This is a genomic window from Desulfobotulus sapovorans DSM 2055 (genome assembly GCF_059569355.1).
The window spans coordinates 136828-153665 of sequence record NZ_JCANVJ010000002.1; the positions used below are offsets into that span (position 1 = coordinate 136828).

Consider the following 16838-nt stretch of genomic DNA (forward strand, 5'->3'; position numbering starts at 1 on the left):
TGGGTTCAATACGGTATGAAGTCAGTCTGTTTACCTGATGTTGCTGAAGATGAAAAAACAGAATCGGAACCGCTTTCATTAAAAAGACCGCTCAGGTAACGGTAGATGCTGCTGGCTGACAGCAGGGTCACCAGTTCCCTCTCGTTTTTCAGAATTCCTGTGGACAGCAAACGAAGCAGGCTGTCCGAAGACAGGCTTCGGCCCGGCTGGTTGTCCACAGCTTCCAGGTGTTTTTCCGGGGCCGGACATACATCTCCGATGGCATCCACCAGCACCCCGAAGGCTTCTCCCACTTCCGGCTTGAACAGAAGAATCCGGCTGCCTTCCAGATTCCCAAGGGGGCTGTGACCGAGAAGTACCCGGAGATCCACAATGAGGTGGATCTGACCCCGGATGTTCACATAGCCCCGCACGGAAGAGGGGGCGTGGTGAACGGGGGTGAAACGGTTTTCCGTATGAATCTCCTTGATCTGGAGAATATCGACACCGTAATGCTCGTCTGCAATGCGGAAGGTGCAGATCTGGCGTTCGTTTCCGCTTTGGGATGTCATGGGAAGCTCCTCCGGGTTTCAGTATCCTGGGAGAGCATTTGTGCAATCCTGCGGCGCAGGGTCTCCCGGTCAATCTTGACCTCAAAGGCATCAAAGCCTGCGGCCAGGGTACGGCTGCGATCCGCCTCCGTAGCCAGGGCCGTGAGGGCGATGGCCCGTGTCCGGTCAAGGGAAGGATCTTTGCGGATTTCCCGGATCAGCTCCCATCCGTTCATTTCCGGCATTTCGATGTCGCTCACCAGAAGATCAAAGGGTTCTTCCCTAAGCCGTGTCAGGGCTTCTTTCCCGTTGACCACGGTCTGTACCCTGTGCCCGTCGGATTCCAGATAACTGCGCACCAGCTGGGTGAAAAAAACCGTGTCTTCGGCAAGGAGAATCCGGCTTTCCCGTTTCTCCTGCCTTTTTTTCTTATCCTCAAACCAGTCCGGCTCCGCACTTTCAATGAGCTGAAAGGGATCGAGAAAAAGGGAGAGTTTTTCCCGGATCACCGCAGCACCGAGTATGCCCTTTCCCGGAACGCTCCGGGTGGCCAGATCCAGGGGGATGTCCTCAATGTCCCGGATTTCTGAAAAGAGGATGCCGAAGGGCCGCTCGGAAAATTTGGGCAGGAGCAGGTGATAGCTGTCGCTGTCCGGACAGGGGGATACGGGCAGCAGGTTCTCAAGCCTCAGAATGCGGGTGGGAATGCCGTCAAGGTTGATGAATTCCCGCTCTCCCATGCGTTCAATGGCGGTTTTCGAGATTTTTTCCACCCGCCTCACCAGTTGCAGGGCCATGGCGAACTGCTCATGGGGGCCTGAGGCTGTGAGCAGCACGGGCTGGGTGGTGACGGGTTTGCGGAGGGTTTCTTCCGCCCGTGGGGCAAGGGGGATGCCCGTATGCCGGGCAATGCCGTCAATGTCGAGGATGAGGGCCACCGTTCCGTCTCCCATGATGGTGGCTCCCGAGTACAGGGGAAGGGATTTCAGGACGGGGTGCATGGGTTTCACCACAATCTCCTCTGTGCCCATGACCTCATCCACCTCAAGCCCGAAACGGAAGCTGCCTACCTTGACCACGGCAAAGGTGAGGGCTTTCTGCTCCTTTTTCCGGGCTGTCCGGGCAATGGCACTCTGAACAGCCTCCGTAAAGGGCTGGGGACGGCGGAGCACTTCCCCAAGCCTCACCATGGGGAGAAGATTTTCCCGGAGGCGGCAGACCTCGTGGGAACCCACGCAGGAAATCCGTTCGGAAATTTCTGCATCGTAAAGCCTGACCAGTTCTTCGAGATTTACCTGGGGAATGGCAAAACGGTCTTCTCCCACCCGTACCGTAAGGCAGGGAATGATGGCCAGGGTGAGGGGCAGGGCGATGCGGAAGGCACTTCCCTCCCCGGGGGTGGAGGAAAGCACAAGACTTCCCCCCAAAGCTTCAATGGAGGTTTTCACCACATCCATGCCTACACCCCGGCCCGAAACCTCGGAGACCCGGTCTGCCGTGGAAAAACCGGACAGCAGGGTGAGCTGGCAGATTTCGTCCCTGGACATGGCACTCAGCTCCGCCTCTTTTTTAAGCCCGAGAGCCAGGGCTTTGGCCCGGATTTTTTCCGTATCCATGCCCCGCCCGTCGTCCGTCAGAAGGATGCAGATCTGTCCAGCCTCGTGGCGGGCTGTAATGCGGATACGGCCCGTTTCAGATTTTCCCGCGGCACGGCGCTCGGAAGGGGATTCGATGCCATGGTCGCAGCCGTTTCGGATAAGGTGGGTCAGGGGATCGGCCAGGGCTTCCAGAATGCTTTTGTCCAGCTCCACATCCTGGCCTTCCATCTCCAGGTCTATGGATTTTTCAAGTTTCTGGGAAAGATCCCTCACCATGCGGGGAAGCTTTGCAAACACATTGCCGATGGGCTGCATCCGGGTACGCATGATGGTCTGCTGCAACTCCGTGGTGACCCCATCGAGGCGCTGGGCGAGGCTTGCGGAAAGATCAGCGGAAAGATCGGAGGCCAGAAGATGCTGGTTGCGTACCAGCACCAGCTCACCGGCAAGGGTCATGAGCCGGTCGAGGATATCGAGACGGATGCGGATGCTGGCAGCCTTGTCACCCGTACCGTGGATTTTTTCCGGTACAGGAAGGCCGGTTTCGGTCTTTTTCTGCCGGGGAAGGGCCGGGAGTTCTGGTGGGCTGAGTGGGGCCGGAGGCAGAAACACCTGCCTTTTTTCTTCCTGGGGCAGGACGTCTCTTTCACCGGCAGTTTCCGGGGCAGCACCAAAAGCGCAGGCCTCATCCCGGGATACGGGCAGGATGGCCCGGTCTTCAAGGCCGCTCACCATGGGAATGAGATCGGCCTCCAGAATGCTGGCGTAGAGGACCTGGTAGGTGAGGGGGCCTGAGGGCAGGGCATGGCGCAGGTCACAGGCTTCCAGGGAGAGTTCCGCTTCCACGATCTCCCCTGCGGTCATAAGTCCTGCAATCACTTCCATGGGTTTTTTGCCATCCCTTTCCATGGAAGCCAGATTGTAGCGAAGGAGGTAGAGGTTTTTGGCCTTATCGATGCGGTTCAGGGTATAGGCAGAAACGGAAAAAGGCAGGAGACTTTCCCGTGTGCAGAGAAGAGCCGGGGTTTCACGTTCTTTTTTTGCGGTATCGGGAAGGCGGTTTTCCAGAAGGGTTTCCAGACGGCTGCGCAGGGCAGAAACATCCACGCTGTTGCTGTTTTCCACATCATCCAGCAGGGTCTGTACATGATCCACTCCGGAAAGCAGGGCATCGGCAAGGAGGCTGTCCACCACCATGTCCCCGGAGCGCACCAGGGAAAGCAGGGCTTCCATGGCATGGGTGAGGCTGCCAATGGCCGTAAGCCCCAGAAATCCGGCACTGCCCTTGATGGAATGCACGGCACGGAACAGGCGGTCCACCAGTTCTCTGCCTTCTTCCGAACCTGTCCCTTCCATGGCCCCTTCCATCCCCAGAATATCCGTTTCCACGGCACTGAGATGCTCCCTTGCCTCAATGACAAATTCGTCAAGAATGGCCTTGTCGTTCAGCATGAAGGGTCTCCTTGGGCACCATTGGCCGGTATCAGGGTATAGATGCGGTCGAGCCGGGTCATACGGAAAAGGGTGGTGAGGGAAGAGGGCGCATGAAGAATCTCAAGACTGCCGCCGCCGTTTTCCTTCAGCATACGGGCAAAGCCGATGAGCAGGCTGAGACCGATGGAGTCAATGTCGGAGGTGGTGGACATGTCAAAGGTGAAATGTCTCACTCCCTGATCCAGAACCTTGACGAGGAGGCGGCGCAGCACCTCTGCGGAAGCCGCGGTGATATCCCCTCCGGGCAGGATGCAGGCCCTCTCCCCTTCCATGCGGCAGTCTGCCGTGGTCTGAAGGGGGACAGACACCCAGACCCGGACAGCAGAAGGGTTTCGGGAAAAGCGGATCTCATCGGAGAATGCGTGGATCAGGGCAAAGCCCCGGCTGCGGTCCTGGGAGGGATCTTCGGGCATGGTGAAGGAAAGGCTTTCCGGATCGACACCGCTGCCTTCATCCGTTACTTCAATGAAAAAACGGTTTGCCGTCAGGGTCTCCATGCGGCCCTCCACCTTTTTTCCCCGCTGACGGCCATTACCGTGTTCCACGGCATTGATGAGCAGCTCCCGGAGCACAATGATGATTTCCGAAAAACGGGGACAGCCCGCACGTTCCATGAAGTCCTTGGCCAGGGCCACAAGGCGGTCCACAAGCTGCATGTCCGAAGCCATGGAAAAATGGAGTTCTTTTTCTTTCTCCTGGATGGCAAACATGGCGCATCCTTTCTGAAGCCAGAGGCTTCCCTTGTTTTTTCAGTTACAGGCCGGGCATCTCCAGAACGGCCATGAGCATGTCATCTGCGGGTTTATGACGGCAAAAATCCATGACCCCATCCCAGATGCGGGAAAGAAAGGTCTCGAGATCCCTTTTCCCGTGGGTTCTGGCGAGGGTCATGACCCCTTCTTCTCCGAGAATTTTTTTTTCTCCCGTAGGCCCATGGATGCGTCTGGCCTGGGAAATACCATCCGTAAAGAGAAGAATGCGGTCCCTGGCCTGAAGGCTGTAGGTCTGGGTAAAAAAGGTGGCGTCCGGCCAGAGACCGATGCCGTCTCCGGCTGTGCCAAGGGGCTGAAGACAGCCCTTTTTCTGGAGAAGCAGGGGGGCGGGATGGGCGGCGCTGGTGATCTCAAGACAGTTTGTTCTGAGGTCAATGCGCAGAAAGAGGGCGCTGATCATGCGTTCATTGGCCGAATTCAGAAGCTGGGTGTTGAGGGCTTTGAAGAATGTGGCCCCGTCCCTTTCCGGCCTGTCCTCAAAAAAAGCCTTGAGCATGACCGTGTGGTAGGAAGCACCCATGTCATGGCCCGCCACATCGGCAAGCAGCAGATCACACCCCCCTTCGTGTTCCCGGAAATCGAGAAAATCCCCACCCATTTCCCCAAAGGCATGGGTCAGAAAACGGAGACCTATTTTTCCCTGGGCTTTGGGAACGCGGGTGAGGGAGGCATGGGCCCTGCGGGCTTCCTCCATTTCCTTCTGCCGGGATGCGAGGTTAAGACGCAGACGTTCCACGTCTCTGGCCTGTCCTCCCGTGCCCCTTTCCTGGCTGTTTTTTTTCTGTTGCAACAGATTTTCCATGCATTTTCGAACATCTTCCGGACTGAAGGGTTTGTCCAGATATTCCGTGCACCCCCGACGCATGAGGCTCACAACCATGTCCTTGTCGCCGTATCCCGTGATGGCCGCCGTGGGCAGGCTGAGGCCTTCTTCCCGCATGGCCTCCAGCAGTTCGAGGCCCGTGAGGCCGGGCATCTGCACGTCCGTGAGCAGGATGTCAACGGGAGAGTCTTCATTTTGGGTTCTGCGCAGAAGGGCAAGGGCCTCTTCTCCATCTTCAGCGAGACTGACCCTGTAGCCCGACTTACGAAGAATCAGGGAAAGTCCTAAGCGGGTATGATTTTCATCTTCTGCGATGAGGACATGGACAGGCATGGAAAGTCTCCTTTGCGCCAAAAATGCCTTCCGCCAGTTTAGCAAGTTGTGTGCCGTTTTTTTGGGTCTTCAAGAGCTGGGTAAAATAAGGGGCAGGCCGGGGAATGTCACAAAAGGGTACAGATATTCAGGGGGAAAAGTGTCGCTTTATGCGACAGTGGTGCAGAAGATGACATCTCCGGCAGGGTTTCCGAAAATTCATGGGATGCAACACACACTGTCCGGCCCATCACTGGGGCAGGATGTCCATACACCGCAAGGTATAAGTATTGTTTCGGCCTGTACTCATATGCATTCAAAAAGAAAGACTGAAATATCTGACCCTGTTTTTTATTTCTGTCAGGGTGTGATGTATTGATCCCTTTCTTTTGCTTGCCCTGTCCTTAGGGAGGAAATCAATTTTTCAAAATGTTTTTCCAAGAAAAACCGTGGTTCTAATTCTGAATGGTTTTATTTTTTTAATTCTTTTCTGGATAAAGAAGAATTCTTTTCTTGAATTTTTTTCAGAAGAAAGTATTTTTAACTCATTGTTGTCTTTTTCATCCTGAAAAGCCCTTACACCCCCTATGCAGAAGGAGTACTTCCATGGCCAGAAAAAATGCCGTACATCCCGCATTGCATGATTTGATTAAAGAAGTGATGGAGCAGCATGATATTCCGACCCGCAAGGATTTCGCAAACCTTATGGGTAAAATGGCCCAGCTTGAAAATCTGATGAAGCAGGTTCAGATTGTAACGGACATGGGAGGATCCCGAAAGGGGGCAGGTCGCAGGGGAAAGCGGAGTGGTCTCAGTGCCTCGGATGTGGTGCTGTCCGTCCTGCGTGACCATGGCAGTGACATGGAGTTTAAGGAGATCCGTCAAAAAACCGGTTACGATGACAAGAAACTGAGGAACATTGTTTTCCGCCTGTTCAAAACGGGAAAGATTTTTCGGGAAGGCCGGGGAACCTATCGGATTATCCCCGAAGCTCAGGAAGAAATCGCAGAAAAATAAACTGACCGGGAACGTATTTTTTGTCAGAGCTATCATGATGAAAGGATAACCAGAATTTCATGTCCATACTGAAAGATCACAGCATAGCGCTGCTGTCCGAGGGTCAGTGTCTGGGGGGATATATTGTCCAAAAAACGGCGCTTCTGCCGGAGATCCGTGGCTGTTATTATGCTCTGGAGCATCCTGCGACAGGAGCCCGGCATGTGCACATTGCCTGTTCCGACAGTGAAAATACCTTTGCCGTTGGTTTCAAGACCGTACCTGCGGACGAAACGGGGGTGGCCCACATTCTGGAACATACGGCACTGTGTGGTTCAGCCCGGTATCCTGTGCGGGATCCTTTTTTTTCCATGATCAAGCGCAGCCTCAATACCTTCATGAACGCCTTCACCGCCTCAGACTGGACCATGTATCCCTTTGCCACCGAGAATCCCAAGGATTTCTACAACCTTCTCGGGGTGTACCTGGATGCGGCTTTTTTCCCAAAACTGGATCTTTTGAGTTTTCGTCAGGAAGGACACCGTCTGGAGTTTGACGAGGCAGGGGTGCTCCAGCGCATGGGCGTCGTTTACAATGAAATGAAGGGCGCCATGAGTTCTCCCAGCCAGATCATGGGCCGGGGTCTCTTAAAGGCCCTGTACCCGGATGTCACCTATGGACACAATTCCGGTGGAGATCCCGCCTTTATTCCGGATCTGAGTCACGAGGATCTTCTGGCCTTCCATCGCCATCATTATCATCCCAGCAACGCCTGGTTTTTTACCTATGGGGATCTGCCCCTGGAAGACCATCTGGCTGTCATTGAAAAAGAGGTACTCTCCCGTTTTTCCCGCATTGATCCCAAAACCGATGTGCCCTCTCAGCCCCGCTGGAAAACTCCCAAAGAAATCCGGGAAACCTATCCCGCTGTGGATGGAAGCACTCTTGAAAAGGAGTGTCAGGTGGCCCTGGCCTGGTTGACTCCGGATATTCTGGATACCCGTTCCGTTCTGGGTTTTGTACTTCTGGAGCAGGTGCTTCTGGGCAATGCGGGAGCCCCCTTGCGCAAAGCCCTCATGGATTCAGGGCTGGGCACGGCACTTTGTGATGGCGCGGGCTTTGACGGGGATAACCGGGACACGGCCTTTTCCTGCGGATTGAAGGGCATGGCGGAAAAGGATGCCCCTGCCCTGGAAACGTTGATTCTGACAACCCTTCAGGATCTTGCGGAAAAGGGCATTGACCGGGAACTGGTGGAAGCGGCCATCCATCAGCTGGAGTTCCAGAAAAAGGAAATTTCCAACACACCTTATCCCTATGGTCTGAAGCTCATCCTGGGAATGTCGGGTACCTGGTTTCACGGGGGAGACCCCCTTAAGGTACTTCAGTTTGAAGAAGATCTGGAAGCCATCCGGAAAGGGCTGGATGCCGGGTATTTTGAAAACCTGATCCGGTGCCATCTTCTGGAGAATCCTCACAGGGTTCGTTTTGTTCTCGCACCGGACGCGGAAAAACAGCGGCGGATGGATGCGGAGGAACGTCAGACCCTTGATGCCCTTGCAGCCTCTCTCACGCCGGCAGATATGGAAAGCATCCGTAAGGAAGCGGAGACCCTGAAGGTGTTGCAGGAATCCGAGGAAGATCTTTCCCTGCTGCCCACCCTGGAACGGGAAGATATCTCGCCGGATGTGAAAACCGTAGCACCTTCGGGAGAGCGGAACGGGCTTGTGTATTACGATGCTCCCACATCGGGTATTGTCTATACCACCCTGGCCTTTGGTACGGCGGATCTGGAGCCGGAGCATCTGGCCCTGGTACCGCTTTTTTCCCATGTGCTGACCCGGATGGGAACCCGGGACATGGATTATGTGGCCGTGGCCCGGAAAATGGACGCCACGACAGGGGGCATCGGTGCTGCCAGCCACAGTCGTACCCGTCTGGACAATGGCAGCCTTTCGCCCTTTGTCACCCTGAGCGCTAAGGCCCTGGAACGCAATCTTACCCCCATGCTGGAACTTCTGGGGGATTTCACGGCCCGCTATGATTTTTCCGATACGGAACGTCTGCGCCAGCTTCTCTTTGAATACCGGGCCGCCATGGAGTCCGCTGTGGTGCAGAGCGGACACCGGCTGGCCATCTCCCTTTCCTCCCGGAATTTAAGTCCCGGCTGTGCTCTTTCCGAAGACTGGAATGGGGTACATCAGCTTAAACGCATCAAGACCCTCACGGACAGCATCATGGCCGGAAATACCGGAGTCCTTGAAACCCTTCAGAAGCACTTTGCAACCATGGCGGAAACGCTTTTTACGGGTGAAAACCTGCGGGCGGCTCTTGTTTCCGAACAGGGTATCCGGGAGGAGGCCCTTTCCGGCATGGAAGGTCTGAAGGCCGATCTGGGAAAGGAAGGACAGCCGGGTTTTATCCTGCCTTCTCTCTTTGGACAGGAGGCCGGGGCTGTCCGCGAAGCCTGGACAACGTCCACTGCGGTGAATTTTGTAGCCCTCTCTCTGGGAGCCCCCCGCCTGGATCACCCGGATGCAGCGGTGCTTTCCGTGGTGGCCAAGCTTCTGCGTTCTGCTTACCTGCATCGGGAAATTCGGGAAAAAGGGGGAGCCTATGGTGGTTTTGCCCTTTACAATGCCGAGGAAGGGGTTTTTTCCATGGCCTCCTATCGCGATCCCCACATCCGGAGAACCCTTGATGTCTTTGCCGGAGCTTCGGATTTTCTGCTTTCGGGGAAATTTGATGAAACGGATATCAAGGAGGCGCTCTTGCAGGTCTGTTCTGAAATGGACAAGCCGGATACCCCCTCTGCTGCGGCCCGTAAAGCCTTTATACGGGATCTGGTGGGACTTTCTGATGGAGAACGGAAGCGTTTCAAGGAAAGACTGCTTCAGGTGGACAAGAAGGGGGTCTGCGAGGTGGCAGGACGTGTTCTTTCACAAACGGATCAGCGGGGAGTTGCGGTGATCACAGGAGCGGATATCCTGGCAAAGGCGGATGTGGCCCCCCCCTTGAAATCCCATGTCATATGAATAAGATTCCTGAATAAAATTCCGGGAGAAGAGCGTTGGATGCTGCTCTTCTCCCGTTTTTGTTTTTTTATTTCAGTGTATCAAGGGCCTTGAGAACGGCCTCAAAATCCGGATCCTGACCGATTTCCGGAACCAGTTCCGTGTAGACAACCTTGCCTTCCCTGTCGATGAGTACCACCGCACGGGCCAGCAAGCCCCTCAGGGGGCCGTCTGTGAGGGTGACACCATAGGCTGTTCCGAATTCCGGGGTGCGGAAGGTGGAAGCGGAATGCACGTTCGTCAGGCCTTCACTGCCGCAGAAGCGGCTGTGGGCAAAGGGCAGGTCTGCGGAGATGCAGAGCACGGCGGCATCGGGCCGTTTTCCGGCCTCTTCATTGAAACGACGTACCGATGCGGCGCATACGCCGGTGTCAATGCTGGGGAAGATATTGAGCACCAGGTTTTTTCCGGTAAAATCCCCAAGGCCGGTTTCTCCGAGATCGGTGGATGTCAGGGTGAACTCCGGTGCTTGGGTACCTGGGACGGGAAGGATGCCTGCGGTCTGAACGGGGGTACCCTTAAGGGTAACAGTGGCCATGAAACACACTCCTTGTCTTGGGATAAAAGATACATACTGTCTCTTTTTTGAAACATTAAGACGGGGAAGGATTTCGTCAAGCCCCTTTTTTCCTTTTCATTCCGAAACTGTGGCAGTCAGGCTTCAGAAAAACCTCCCTTACCTGCCTGTTGCAGACATCAGAGAAGGCCAAGATCCATGGCTTTCAATACCTGCTTGGCTTCCTTGAAGTCTTTTTTGAACAAAATTGCCTTCTCAAAAAAATGCCTGGCCTTTTCCACCTCTTTGGTGTCCAGACAGATCCGTCCCATATTGTAATAGATATTGGGCTCATCCGGATGGATTTTCAGGGCCTTGGCGTAATGCTGCATGGCTTTCTCATGATCCCCCCTTTTCCGGTAGATAATACCCAGAGAATTGAAGACATTCAGGGATTCATAGCCAATGGCAAGCATTTCCTGCAAGATGTCTTCAGCATGACCATCATGATCCCTTTCCAGATAAATCTGGGCTGCATGGTGCATATGGGAATCCGCAAGGTCATCCCGTCCCATGGCTCTGTATGCCCGCCCCATGGCTTCGTAAGCTTTGGCAAAAAGACGATCCAGTTCTGTGGCTTTTTTAAAAGCATCAATGGCTTCAGGGTAACGCTTTTGAATACTGCGGATATAGCCGATATTGTAATGATATTCAGGCCCTTCCCTGTCGTCGAGAATGGATTTCAGCTTTTTGATACCTTCTTTGTAGTGGCCCTCCTGAATCAGGGAGACGCCCTGGTTGATCTGGGCTTCCGCTTTCTGAATATGAAGATCTTTTTTCGGAGCTATGCCCTTTTTCAGTTTTTCCTGAAGCACAGGAAGCGTAAAAGGCAGAACGATCAGTCCCGTTACCCCGCTGTAGCCAGCCTTCATCACCTTGAGGGAGGTGAATTCAGGATCCATGAGAAAAAAAGGGGTATGATGGAACCTGCTGTTTTTTCGAATCGTACGAAGAAAATCGAGACCGTTGATCTGTTCTGTGGAGAAAGCGGAAAAAAAGCAGGCAATATTTTTTTTCAGGCTTTCCTGAACGGCCTCTTCAAAAACCTGGGTGGCTAGCGTATGATGAAAACCCAATGTATGGACTGCCTTGGTCAATTCAGACAGAATCTGGGGATTTTCATGGAGCAGCAGAACATACTTCTGGTCGGTCGCGGCGATATTAGAAGACGGGGAAGACAGTTCAGGTGGACTCAAAGGGACTCCTTATGGATTTTGTAGTGGGCACCCGTTTATCCTGATTTTCTATCCTAAAACCCATAAAGAGGCAAAAAAAACTTTTCTGTCAGGCCTTAAAGGATCTGACAGAAAGTGCATACGCTATGGTGGAGGAAGACAGAATGAATACGGAGCAACCGAAGGGCCTGGGGATTGAGCTGGATCCCCTGGATCTTCCAGACCTGGAAGATATGGAAAGTGTCCCCGGTGCTCAGGAGGAGAGACCGGGAGACCGGGTGGATGATCTGCTTTCCGGTATACTGGAAAACCTTGACAAAGAAATGAAAGCCGGAAAATTTCTCCATACCTTTACGGCGCAGATTGCGGAAATCAATCGGATTATCAAAACAGATTATGCGTCCAGCCGGGATATCGCCCAGGTGATCCTCAAGGATGTTTCCGTGGCATCAAAGGTTCTTTCCCTTGTTAATTCAGCATTTTATGCTCACTTTGGAAAGGATGGCGTTGCCAGCATTTCAGAAGCCATGGTGATTCTGGGCACTGAAGCCGTGCAGCAGACGGCGGCAACGGTACTGCTGTTTGAATTTATGCGGGACATTGCCAAAAGTGATCTGTTACAGGATAAATCCCTCAGCAGTCTGATGCGGGGGATCATGGGAAGGCAGATTGCAGAAAGTCTTCATGGAGAAGAAAAGGATGCCTTTCAGCTGATTGCCATGCTTCATGATATTGGTGAACAGGTTTTAATTTTCTGTAAGCCGGAAGTCTATCAGAGGATAGCCACCTATGCACAGGCCGAAAAACTGGATCAGGATCTCGTGGCGAAAAAAATGCTGGGGGTTTCTTTCAGTGAAGTCGGCAGGGGGATTGCCATGGGATGGGGATTTCCGGAGGCTATCGTGGAAGGCCTGTATCCCTTTCAGGGTTTTGACGGAAAGGAGAGAAAACTTTCCCTGAAACATCTCAAACGCCTTGTGGCTTCCTTTACCTATGAGATGTGCAACATGGAACGGCCCATGGATGCCGTTTTCAGAAAGAACCGGATTGAGGAAATTCTTCAAAAATACAGCCGTTTTCTTTCCATCAGTCCGGAAGAGGCAGAAACTCTGCTGGATCATGCCCTTACCCAGATGGAACGCCATGCCAGAATATTGAAAATCCAACTGAAAGACACCCGGTTTGACCGTACTTCGGGTCGCAGTGCCGGGGTTCGTTCTCTGCAACAGCCTTCGCTGATATGTTCCTCCCGCTCTGAAGACAAGACTCAGGGACTGGAGGTGCAGAGTTCCTGGCTTGAAGAGCGTATTCGTGCCATTGAAAAGATCCTGATGTCCGATTTTCGTCTCAGTGATGTGCTTCTTGAAATTATTACGGCGATTTATAAAGGTTTCTTTTTTTCAAGAATTGCTATCTGTATCTTAAACAAGGCAGACAATCTCATGATCCCACGGTTTGTCCTTGGGGATGATATCCAGAATTTTAAAAAAGAATTTCAGTTTCCTGTGGATGACTATGGGGGGGATATCTTTAATAAGGCCATGAATACGGGACTGGATATTGTGATAGAGGATGTGGAAAACCGGGATTGGAACAGCAGGGTTCCGGAATGGTATCAGAGAGGAAATTTTTCGGAGGCCTTTGCCCTTTATCCCATTCTTGTACAGAAAAAAAAGATTGGTCTGATCTACGTGGACTGGAGCCAGGAGTGTACCCCGCTCTTTTCCAATGATGTCAAAGTCCTGATGCAGAAACTGAAAACCCTTACCCTTCTGGCCATAAAGCGAAGCCGGATGTAAGGAAGTGCTATCAGGACAGCAGCAGGGGTCTTAAAACCGGGGCCTATCAGCCTCATTTTGTGAAGGCAGGTGACAAGGGAAAGCGCAGTATGAAGGTACTGCCTCCGCCCGGTCTGCTCTGAGCGGACAGTATCCCATTGTTTTTTTCAACGAATTCAAGACATATTGCCATCCCCAGACCCGTCCCCCTTTCTCCGCATGTTCCAGGATGTGTTGCGGTGCAGGAACCGGAAAGCAGGTTCTCAAGAAGGTCTTCCCTCATTCCCGTCCCCGTATCCGCAATGCGGATTTCTGCCTGGTTTCCCTTTTTTTTTGCGGAAAATGTCACGGTACCACCGGGTTCCGTAAACTTGATGGCATTGGAAAGCAGATTTCGCAATATGGAAGCCATCATATTCGCATCCGCAGCAATATGGAGACTTTTGGGTATCCTGCCGCGTATGCGGATGTCTTTTTTTTCAGCACTTTCTTTGAAAAGGGAGAGGGTGGCATGAATCAGGGGGGAAAGGTTGATGCGCTCAACCTGACAGTCCTGAAAGCCTCCCCCAGAACGTGCCCATTCCAGCAGTTTTTCCAGCATTTCATATACTTTCACGGTGGAGGCATGGGCATGGCCAATGAAGGCTTTGCGTTCCTTTTCCGTGTAGTCTTCATAACCTTCCTTTAAAAGCCCCATAAAACCGAGCATACTGCCAAAGGGGGTTTTCAGGTCATGGGCCACCACCGAAAGAATTTTTTCCTTTTCCCGGTTAATGCGGAGCAATTGATTTTTCTGATCCTGCAACATCATGTGGAGGCGGATTCTGGCAAGAATTTCTTCCTGCTGGAAGGGTTTGCAAATGTAATCCACAGCACCTGCCTGAAAACCTGCTACCTTATCCGCCGTATCCGAAAGCGCTGTAATGAAGATAATGGGGATATTCCGTGTTTCCGCATCGGATTTGAGGATATGGCAGGTATTGTACCCGTCCATCTCCGGCATGACGATATCCAGAAGAATCAGATCCGGTTTTGTCCTTTTCGCCATTTTAAAAGCCGTCTCACCATCCTGGGCCACCAGCGTCCGGTAGCCGTCCTGATCCAGACAGTGGAAAAGAATGCCAAGATTGGCGGGATTATCGTCCACGACAAGTATGGTTTTCATAGGGCGTTCTGCTCTTTTTGTTTTTTGGGGATCGCTTCAAGCCACAGACTGAGTTCCCGGATCTGAAAAGCTGTGGCAAGGTTTTTGACATGACGCGTAAAGTCCGGATACATCATGGCCTGCTCACTGTCACACCAGTTCTCTATGGCGGAAATATCTCCCCGGCTCACAGCGTCTTCGAGTTTTTCCATGGCGGCTGAATCCGGTATGGATACAAGGGAGGACTCCGTGGGGAAAGACCGGGACGGACGTTCTGAAATCCATACCATGGGAAGGGTTTTGCATAAAAGCTCAAAGAGTTTTGGAATATGAACGGGTTTTGAAATAAAGGAGACACAGCCCGCTTTCATACATTTTTCGATGACATTCGGGGTTGCACTGGCGGAAACGGCAATGACAGGTGGGGGGATCATTGAAAAAACAAGTTGTATTTTTTCAATTGTTTCAAAGCCATCCATGCCTGGCATCACAAGATCCATAAGAACAATATCCGGTTTTTTCTCCATGCAGAGACGAAGCGCTTCCTCACCATCCCCGGCCTCATCCACATCAAATCCAAGGGGAGAAAGGATATCCGTAAGAAAGCCCCTGTTCTCCTTCACATCATCCACAAGCAGGATACGCAGGGGAGATTTTTCCTCATCCGTCCGTTTGTAGGAGATGATATGATCGCAGCAGGTTTCCATGGAGGATTCAGATCCTTCACCACTCTGGGGCAGAGGAATGGCGAACCAGAAACGGCTGCCTGATCCCATACGGCTTTCCACCTGAATGCATCCGCCCATCATACGGACAAGATACTGGCTGATGGAAAGACCCAAGCCCGTTCCTTCAGGCTTTTTACGGATGCTGTCCGCCTGGGAGAAGGGCTTGAAGATAAGGGGCAGATCCTTTTCCGGTATTCCCATGCCCGTATCGGAAACTTCAAAAAGTACACGGTCACCGGCCATTTGAACATCCATCTGAATACTTCCGCGCTCCGTGAACTTGATGGCATTTCCCAGAAGATTCAGAAGAACCTGACGCAGTCTGTGCTCATCCCCCAATACGGTCACGGGAAGATTTTCGGCCATGGAGATCTCCAGGGAAAGCCCCTTGTCTTTTGCACGGGTTCTGGCCATCCCCGCCGTACTCTGGACAAAGGAGGAAATCCTGAAGGGCTGCAATACCAGATCCATTTTACCGGCTTCAATCTTGGAAAGATCCAGGATGTCATTGATCATGCGGAGCAGATGTTCTCCGCACTGACGGATGATGTGAATCCGTTCCTGGTCTTTTGGATTTAAATAGTCTCCATTTCTGTGCAGAAGCTGGGCATAGCCCAGAATACCATTCAAGGGTGTACGGAGTTCATGGCTCATGCTTGCCAGAAAGGTACTTTTGGCAAAGCTCGCATCATCTGCTCGTTTTTTGGCTTCCCGCAGTTCCATATTCAGCCGGGTCAGGCGGGTGTTGGCCTGGGTAAGGGCCACCGTGCGTTCCACGACCTGACCTTCAAGGGTTTCACTGCGTTTTAAGAGCAGGTGATCCCTTTTTTTGGCTTCCCGCAAGGCCATGTTCAGATGTGCCAGTTTGGTGTTGGCTGCCATAAGGGCCATGGTACGCCTCACCACCTCATCCTGAAGCCTGGATCTGTGGTGGGCCAGGGCATTTTTCTTGCCCTCGATTTCCTGAAGGAGATGGTTGAATTCTGAGATCAGAAGGTTCAGCTCATCGCTAACATCAAGGGTGGGGGGAATGGTCGCTTCCTGCTGGCGGATGGTTTTTTTTACGGTATGCACCAGCTTGAAAATTGGCATCAGAAGGATACGGCGAAAATACAGCGAAAGAAAAAAGGCAGAGACACTGCTGCCAAGAAAAAGAAGCAGGGCAAACAGTGCATGCAGGGCCAGCCTGTTTCGGTATGAAGAAAAATCCATCTGAAGGGACAGTATCCCCTGAATTTTTCCCTGATCCCTGATTTCCAGAATAGGGTGCAATTCTCCGGAACGGATCGTGGCTTTCTGCTCCGGGGGATTCCGATGCAGAAAGGTTTCCCAGGGGAAAACGTTGGCCGGATTCCGATTCCAGGAGACAAAGGGGCTGCCATCGGGCAGATGAAGGGCCATGGCGGAAACGGAAGGCTGAAGATCCGAAGGGAAGACAAAGGTTCCGGGATCCCCCTTATAGAGGGCAAGAAGGCAGCGGCTTTCCAGAAGTGCAATGCTGAGGGTAAGGTTCCTGTTGAAGTCCTGATGGAGAAGGAAGGCACTTTTCATAAAAAAAAGAAAAATGGAAACACCGGCAATCAGTGTACCCGTGAGTCCTATGGCTGCCGTTGTTTTCGTCCGTAAAGGGAGTCGTGAAAAAAAAGAATGAATGTGAAAAAATGGCATGACAGTGCCCTGATCTTATGAGGGAAAATGATTCTCCCTTGTTTTTAAGGATTTTATTGAAAACAGGGTGTATAACAGCATTTCTGGAAAGAAGACATACAAAAAAACCTTGCAAAGCATTCTCATGGGATGACCCTATTCGGTATGGAGACAGGTGACAATGAAAAAAAGAGTCCTGGAACCACAACA

General features: G+C 52.5%; 12 protein-coding genes. 4 read left to right on the plus strand and 8 right to left on the minus strand.

Translation table 11 applies throughout. The features are described 5' to 3' along the window. Positions 1 to 5 precede the first annotated feature (5 nt). The 4 genes from BR04_RS03300 to BR04_RS03315 are packed head-to-tail and all read right to left on the minus strand — an operon-like array spanning position 6 to position 5551. Entirely contained in the window at positions 6 to 551 is a 546-nt protein-coding gene (locus BR04_RS03300) for a chemotaxis protein CheW (RefSeq protein WP_496354564.1), read from the minus strand. Further along, a complete protein-coding gene (locus BR04_RS03305; RefSeq protein WP_496354565.1) occupies positions 548 to 3580 on the minus strand; it encodes a hybrid sensor histidine kinase/response regulator in 3033 nt (1010 codons plus the stop codon). Before BR04_RS03305 ends, BR04_RS03300 begins: the two co-directional genes overlap by 4 nt. Continuing rightward, positions 3574 to 4332, minus strand: coding sequence for an ATP-binding protein (locus tag BR04_RS03310; protein WP_496354566.1), 759 nt, complete (start codon positions 4330 to 4332; stop codon positions 3574 to 3576). Before BR04_RS03310 ends, BR04_RS03305 begins: the two co-directional genes overlap by 7 nt. 43 nt (positions 4333 to 4375) lie before the next feature. Next, the gene (locus BR04_RS03315) at positions 4376 to 5551 is read right to left on the minus strand and encodes a PP2C family protein-serine/threonine phosphatase (RefSeq protein WP_496354567.1); all 1176 of its coding nucleotides are present in this window, start codon (positions 5549 to 5551) and stop codon (positions 4376 to 4378) included. Here BR04_RS03315 and BR04_RS03320 point away from each other — a divergent pair. From BR04_RS03320 to BR04_RS03330, 3 genes are all read left to right on the plus strand, one after another. After that, complete coding sequence (locus BR04_RS03320; RefSeq protein WP_496354568.1) at positions 5550 to 5909, plus strand: hypothetical protein; 360 nt, start codon at positions 5550 to 5552, stop codon at positions 5907 to 5909. The genes BR04_RS03315 and BR04_RS03320 overlap by 2 nt on opposite strands. 227 nt (positions 5910 to 6136) lie before the next feature. Beyond that, entirely contained in the window at positions 6137 to 6547 is a 411-nt protein-coding gene (locus BR04_RS03325; RefSeq protein WP_496354569.1) for a hypothetical protein, read from the plus strand. Positions 6548 to 6606: 59 nt separating this feature from the next. Continuing rightward, a complete protein-coding gene (locus BR04_RS03330) occupies positions 6607 to 9561 on the plus strand; it encodes an insulinase family protein (protein WP_496354570.1) in 2955 nt (984 codons plus the stop codon). A 67-nt stretch (positions 9562 to 9628) separates the two neighbouring features. On the opposite strand, the gene tpx is transcribed toward BR04_RS03330, so the two are convergent. Together tpx and BR04_RS03340 are read right to left on the minus strand one after the other, a co-directional pair. Then, entirely contained in the window at positions 9629 to 10138 is a 510-nt protein-coding gene (gene tpx / locus BR04_RS03335) for a thiol peroxidase (protein WP_496354571.1), read from the minus strand. A gap of 158 nt (positions 10139 to 10296) precedes the next feature. After that, positions 10297 to 11352: a tetratricopeptide repeat protein gene (locus tag BR04_RS03340; RefSeq protein ID WP_496354572.1), complete on the minus strand. Its 1056-nt coding sequence runs from the start codon at positions 11350 to 11352 to the stop codon at positions 10297 to 10299. A gap of 143 nt (positions 11353 to 11495) precedes the next feature. Between BR04_RS03340 and BR04_RS03345 the strand changes: the two genes are divergently transcribed. Next, positions 11496 to 13130 carry an HDOD domain-containing protein gene (locus BR04_RS03345; RefSeq protein ID WP_496354573.1) on the plus strand — a complete coding sequence of 545 codons (1635 nt, stop codon included), beginning with the start codon at positions 11496 to 11498 and terminating at the stop codon, positions 13128 to 13130. A 52-nt stretch (positions 13131 to 13182) separates the two neighbouring features. On the opposite strand, the gene BR04_RS03350 is transcribed toward BR04_RS03345, so the two are convergent. Further along, a complete protein-coding gene (locus tag BR04_RS03350) occupies positions 13183 to 14274 on the minus strand; it encodes a hybrid sensor histidine kinase/response regulator (RefSeq protein ID WP_496354574.1) in 1092 nt (363 codons plus the stop codon). After that, entirely contained in the window at positions 14271 to 16649 is a 2379-nt protein-coding gene (locus BR04_RS03355) for an ATP-binding protein (RefSeq protein ID WP_496354575.1), read from the minus strand. The genes BR04_RS03350 and BR04_RS03355 overlap by 4 nt, the downstream gene beginning before the upstream one ends. Positions 16650 to 16838 lie beyond the last annotated feature (189 nt).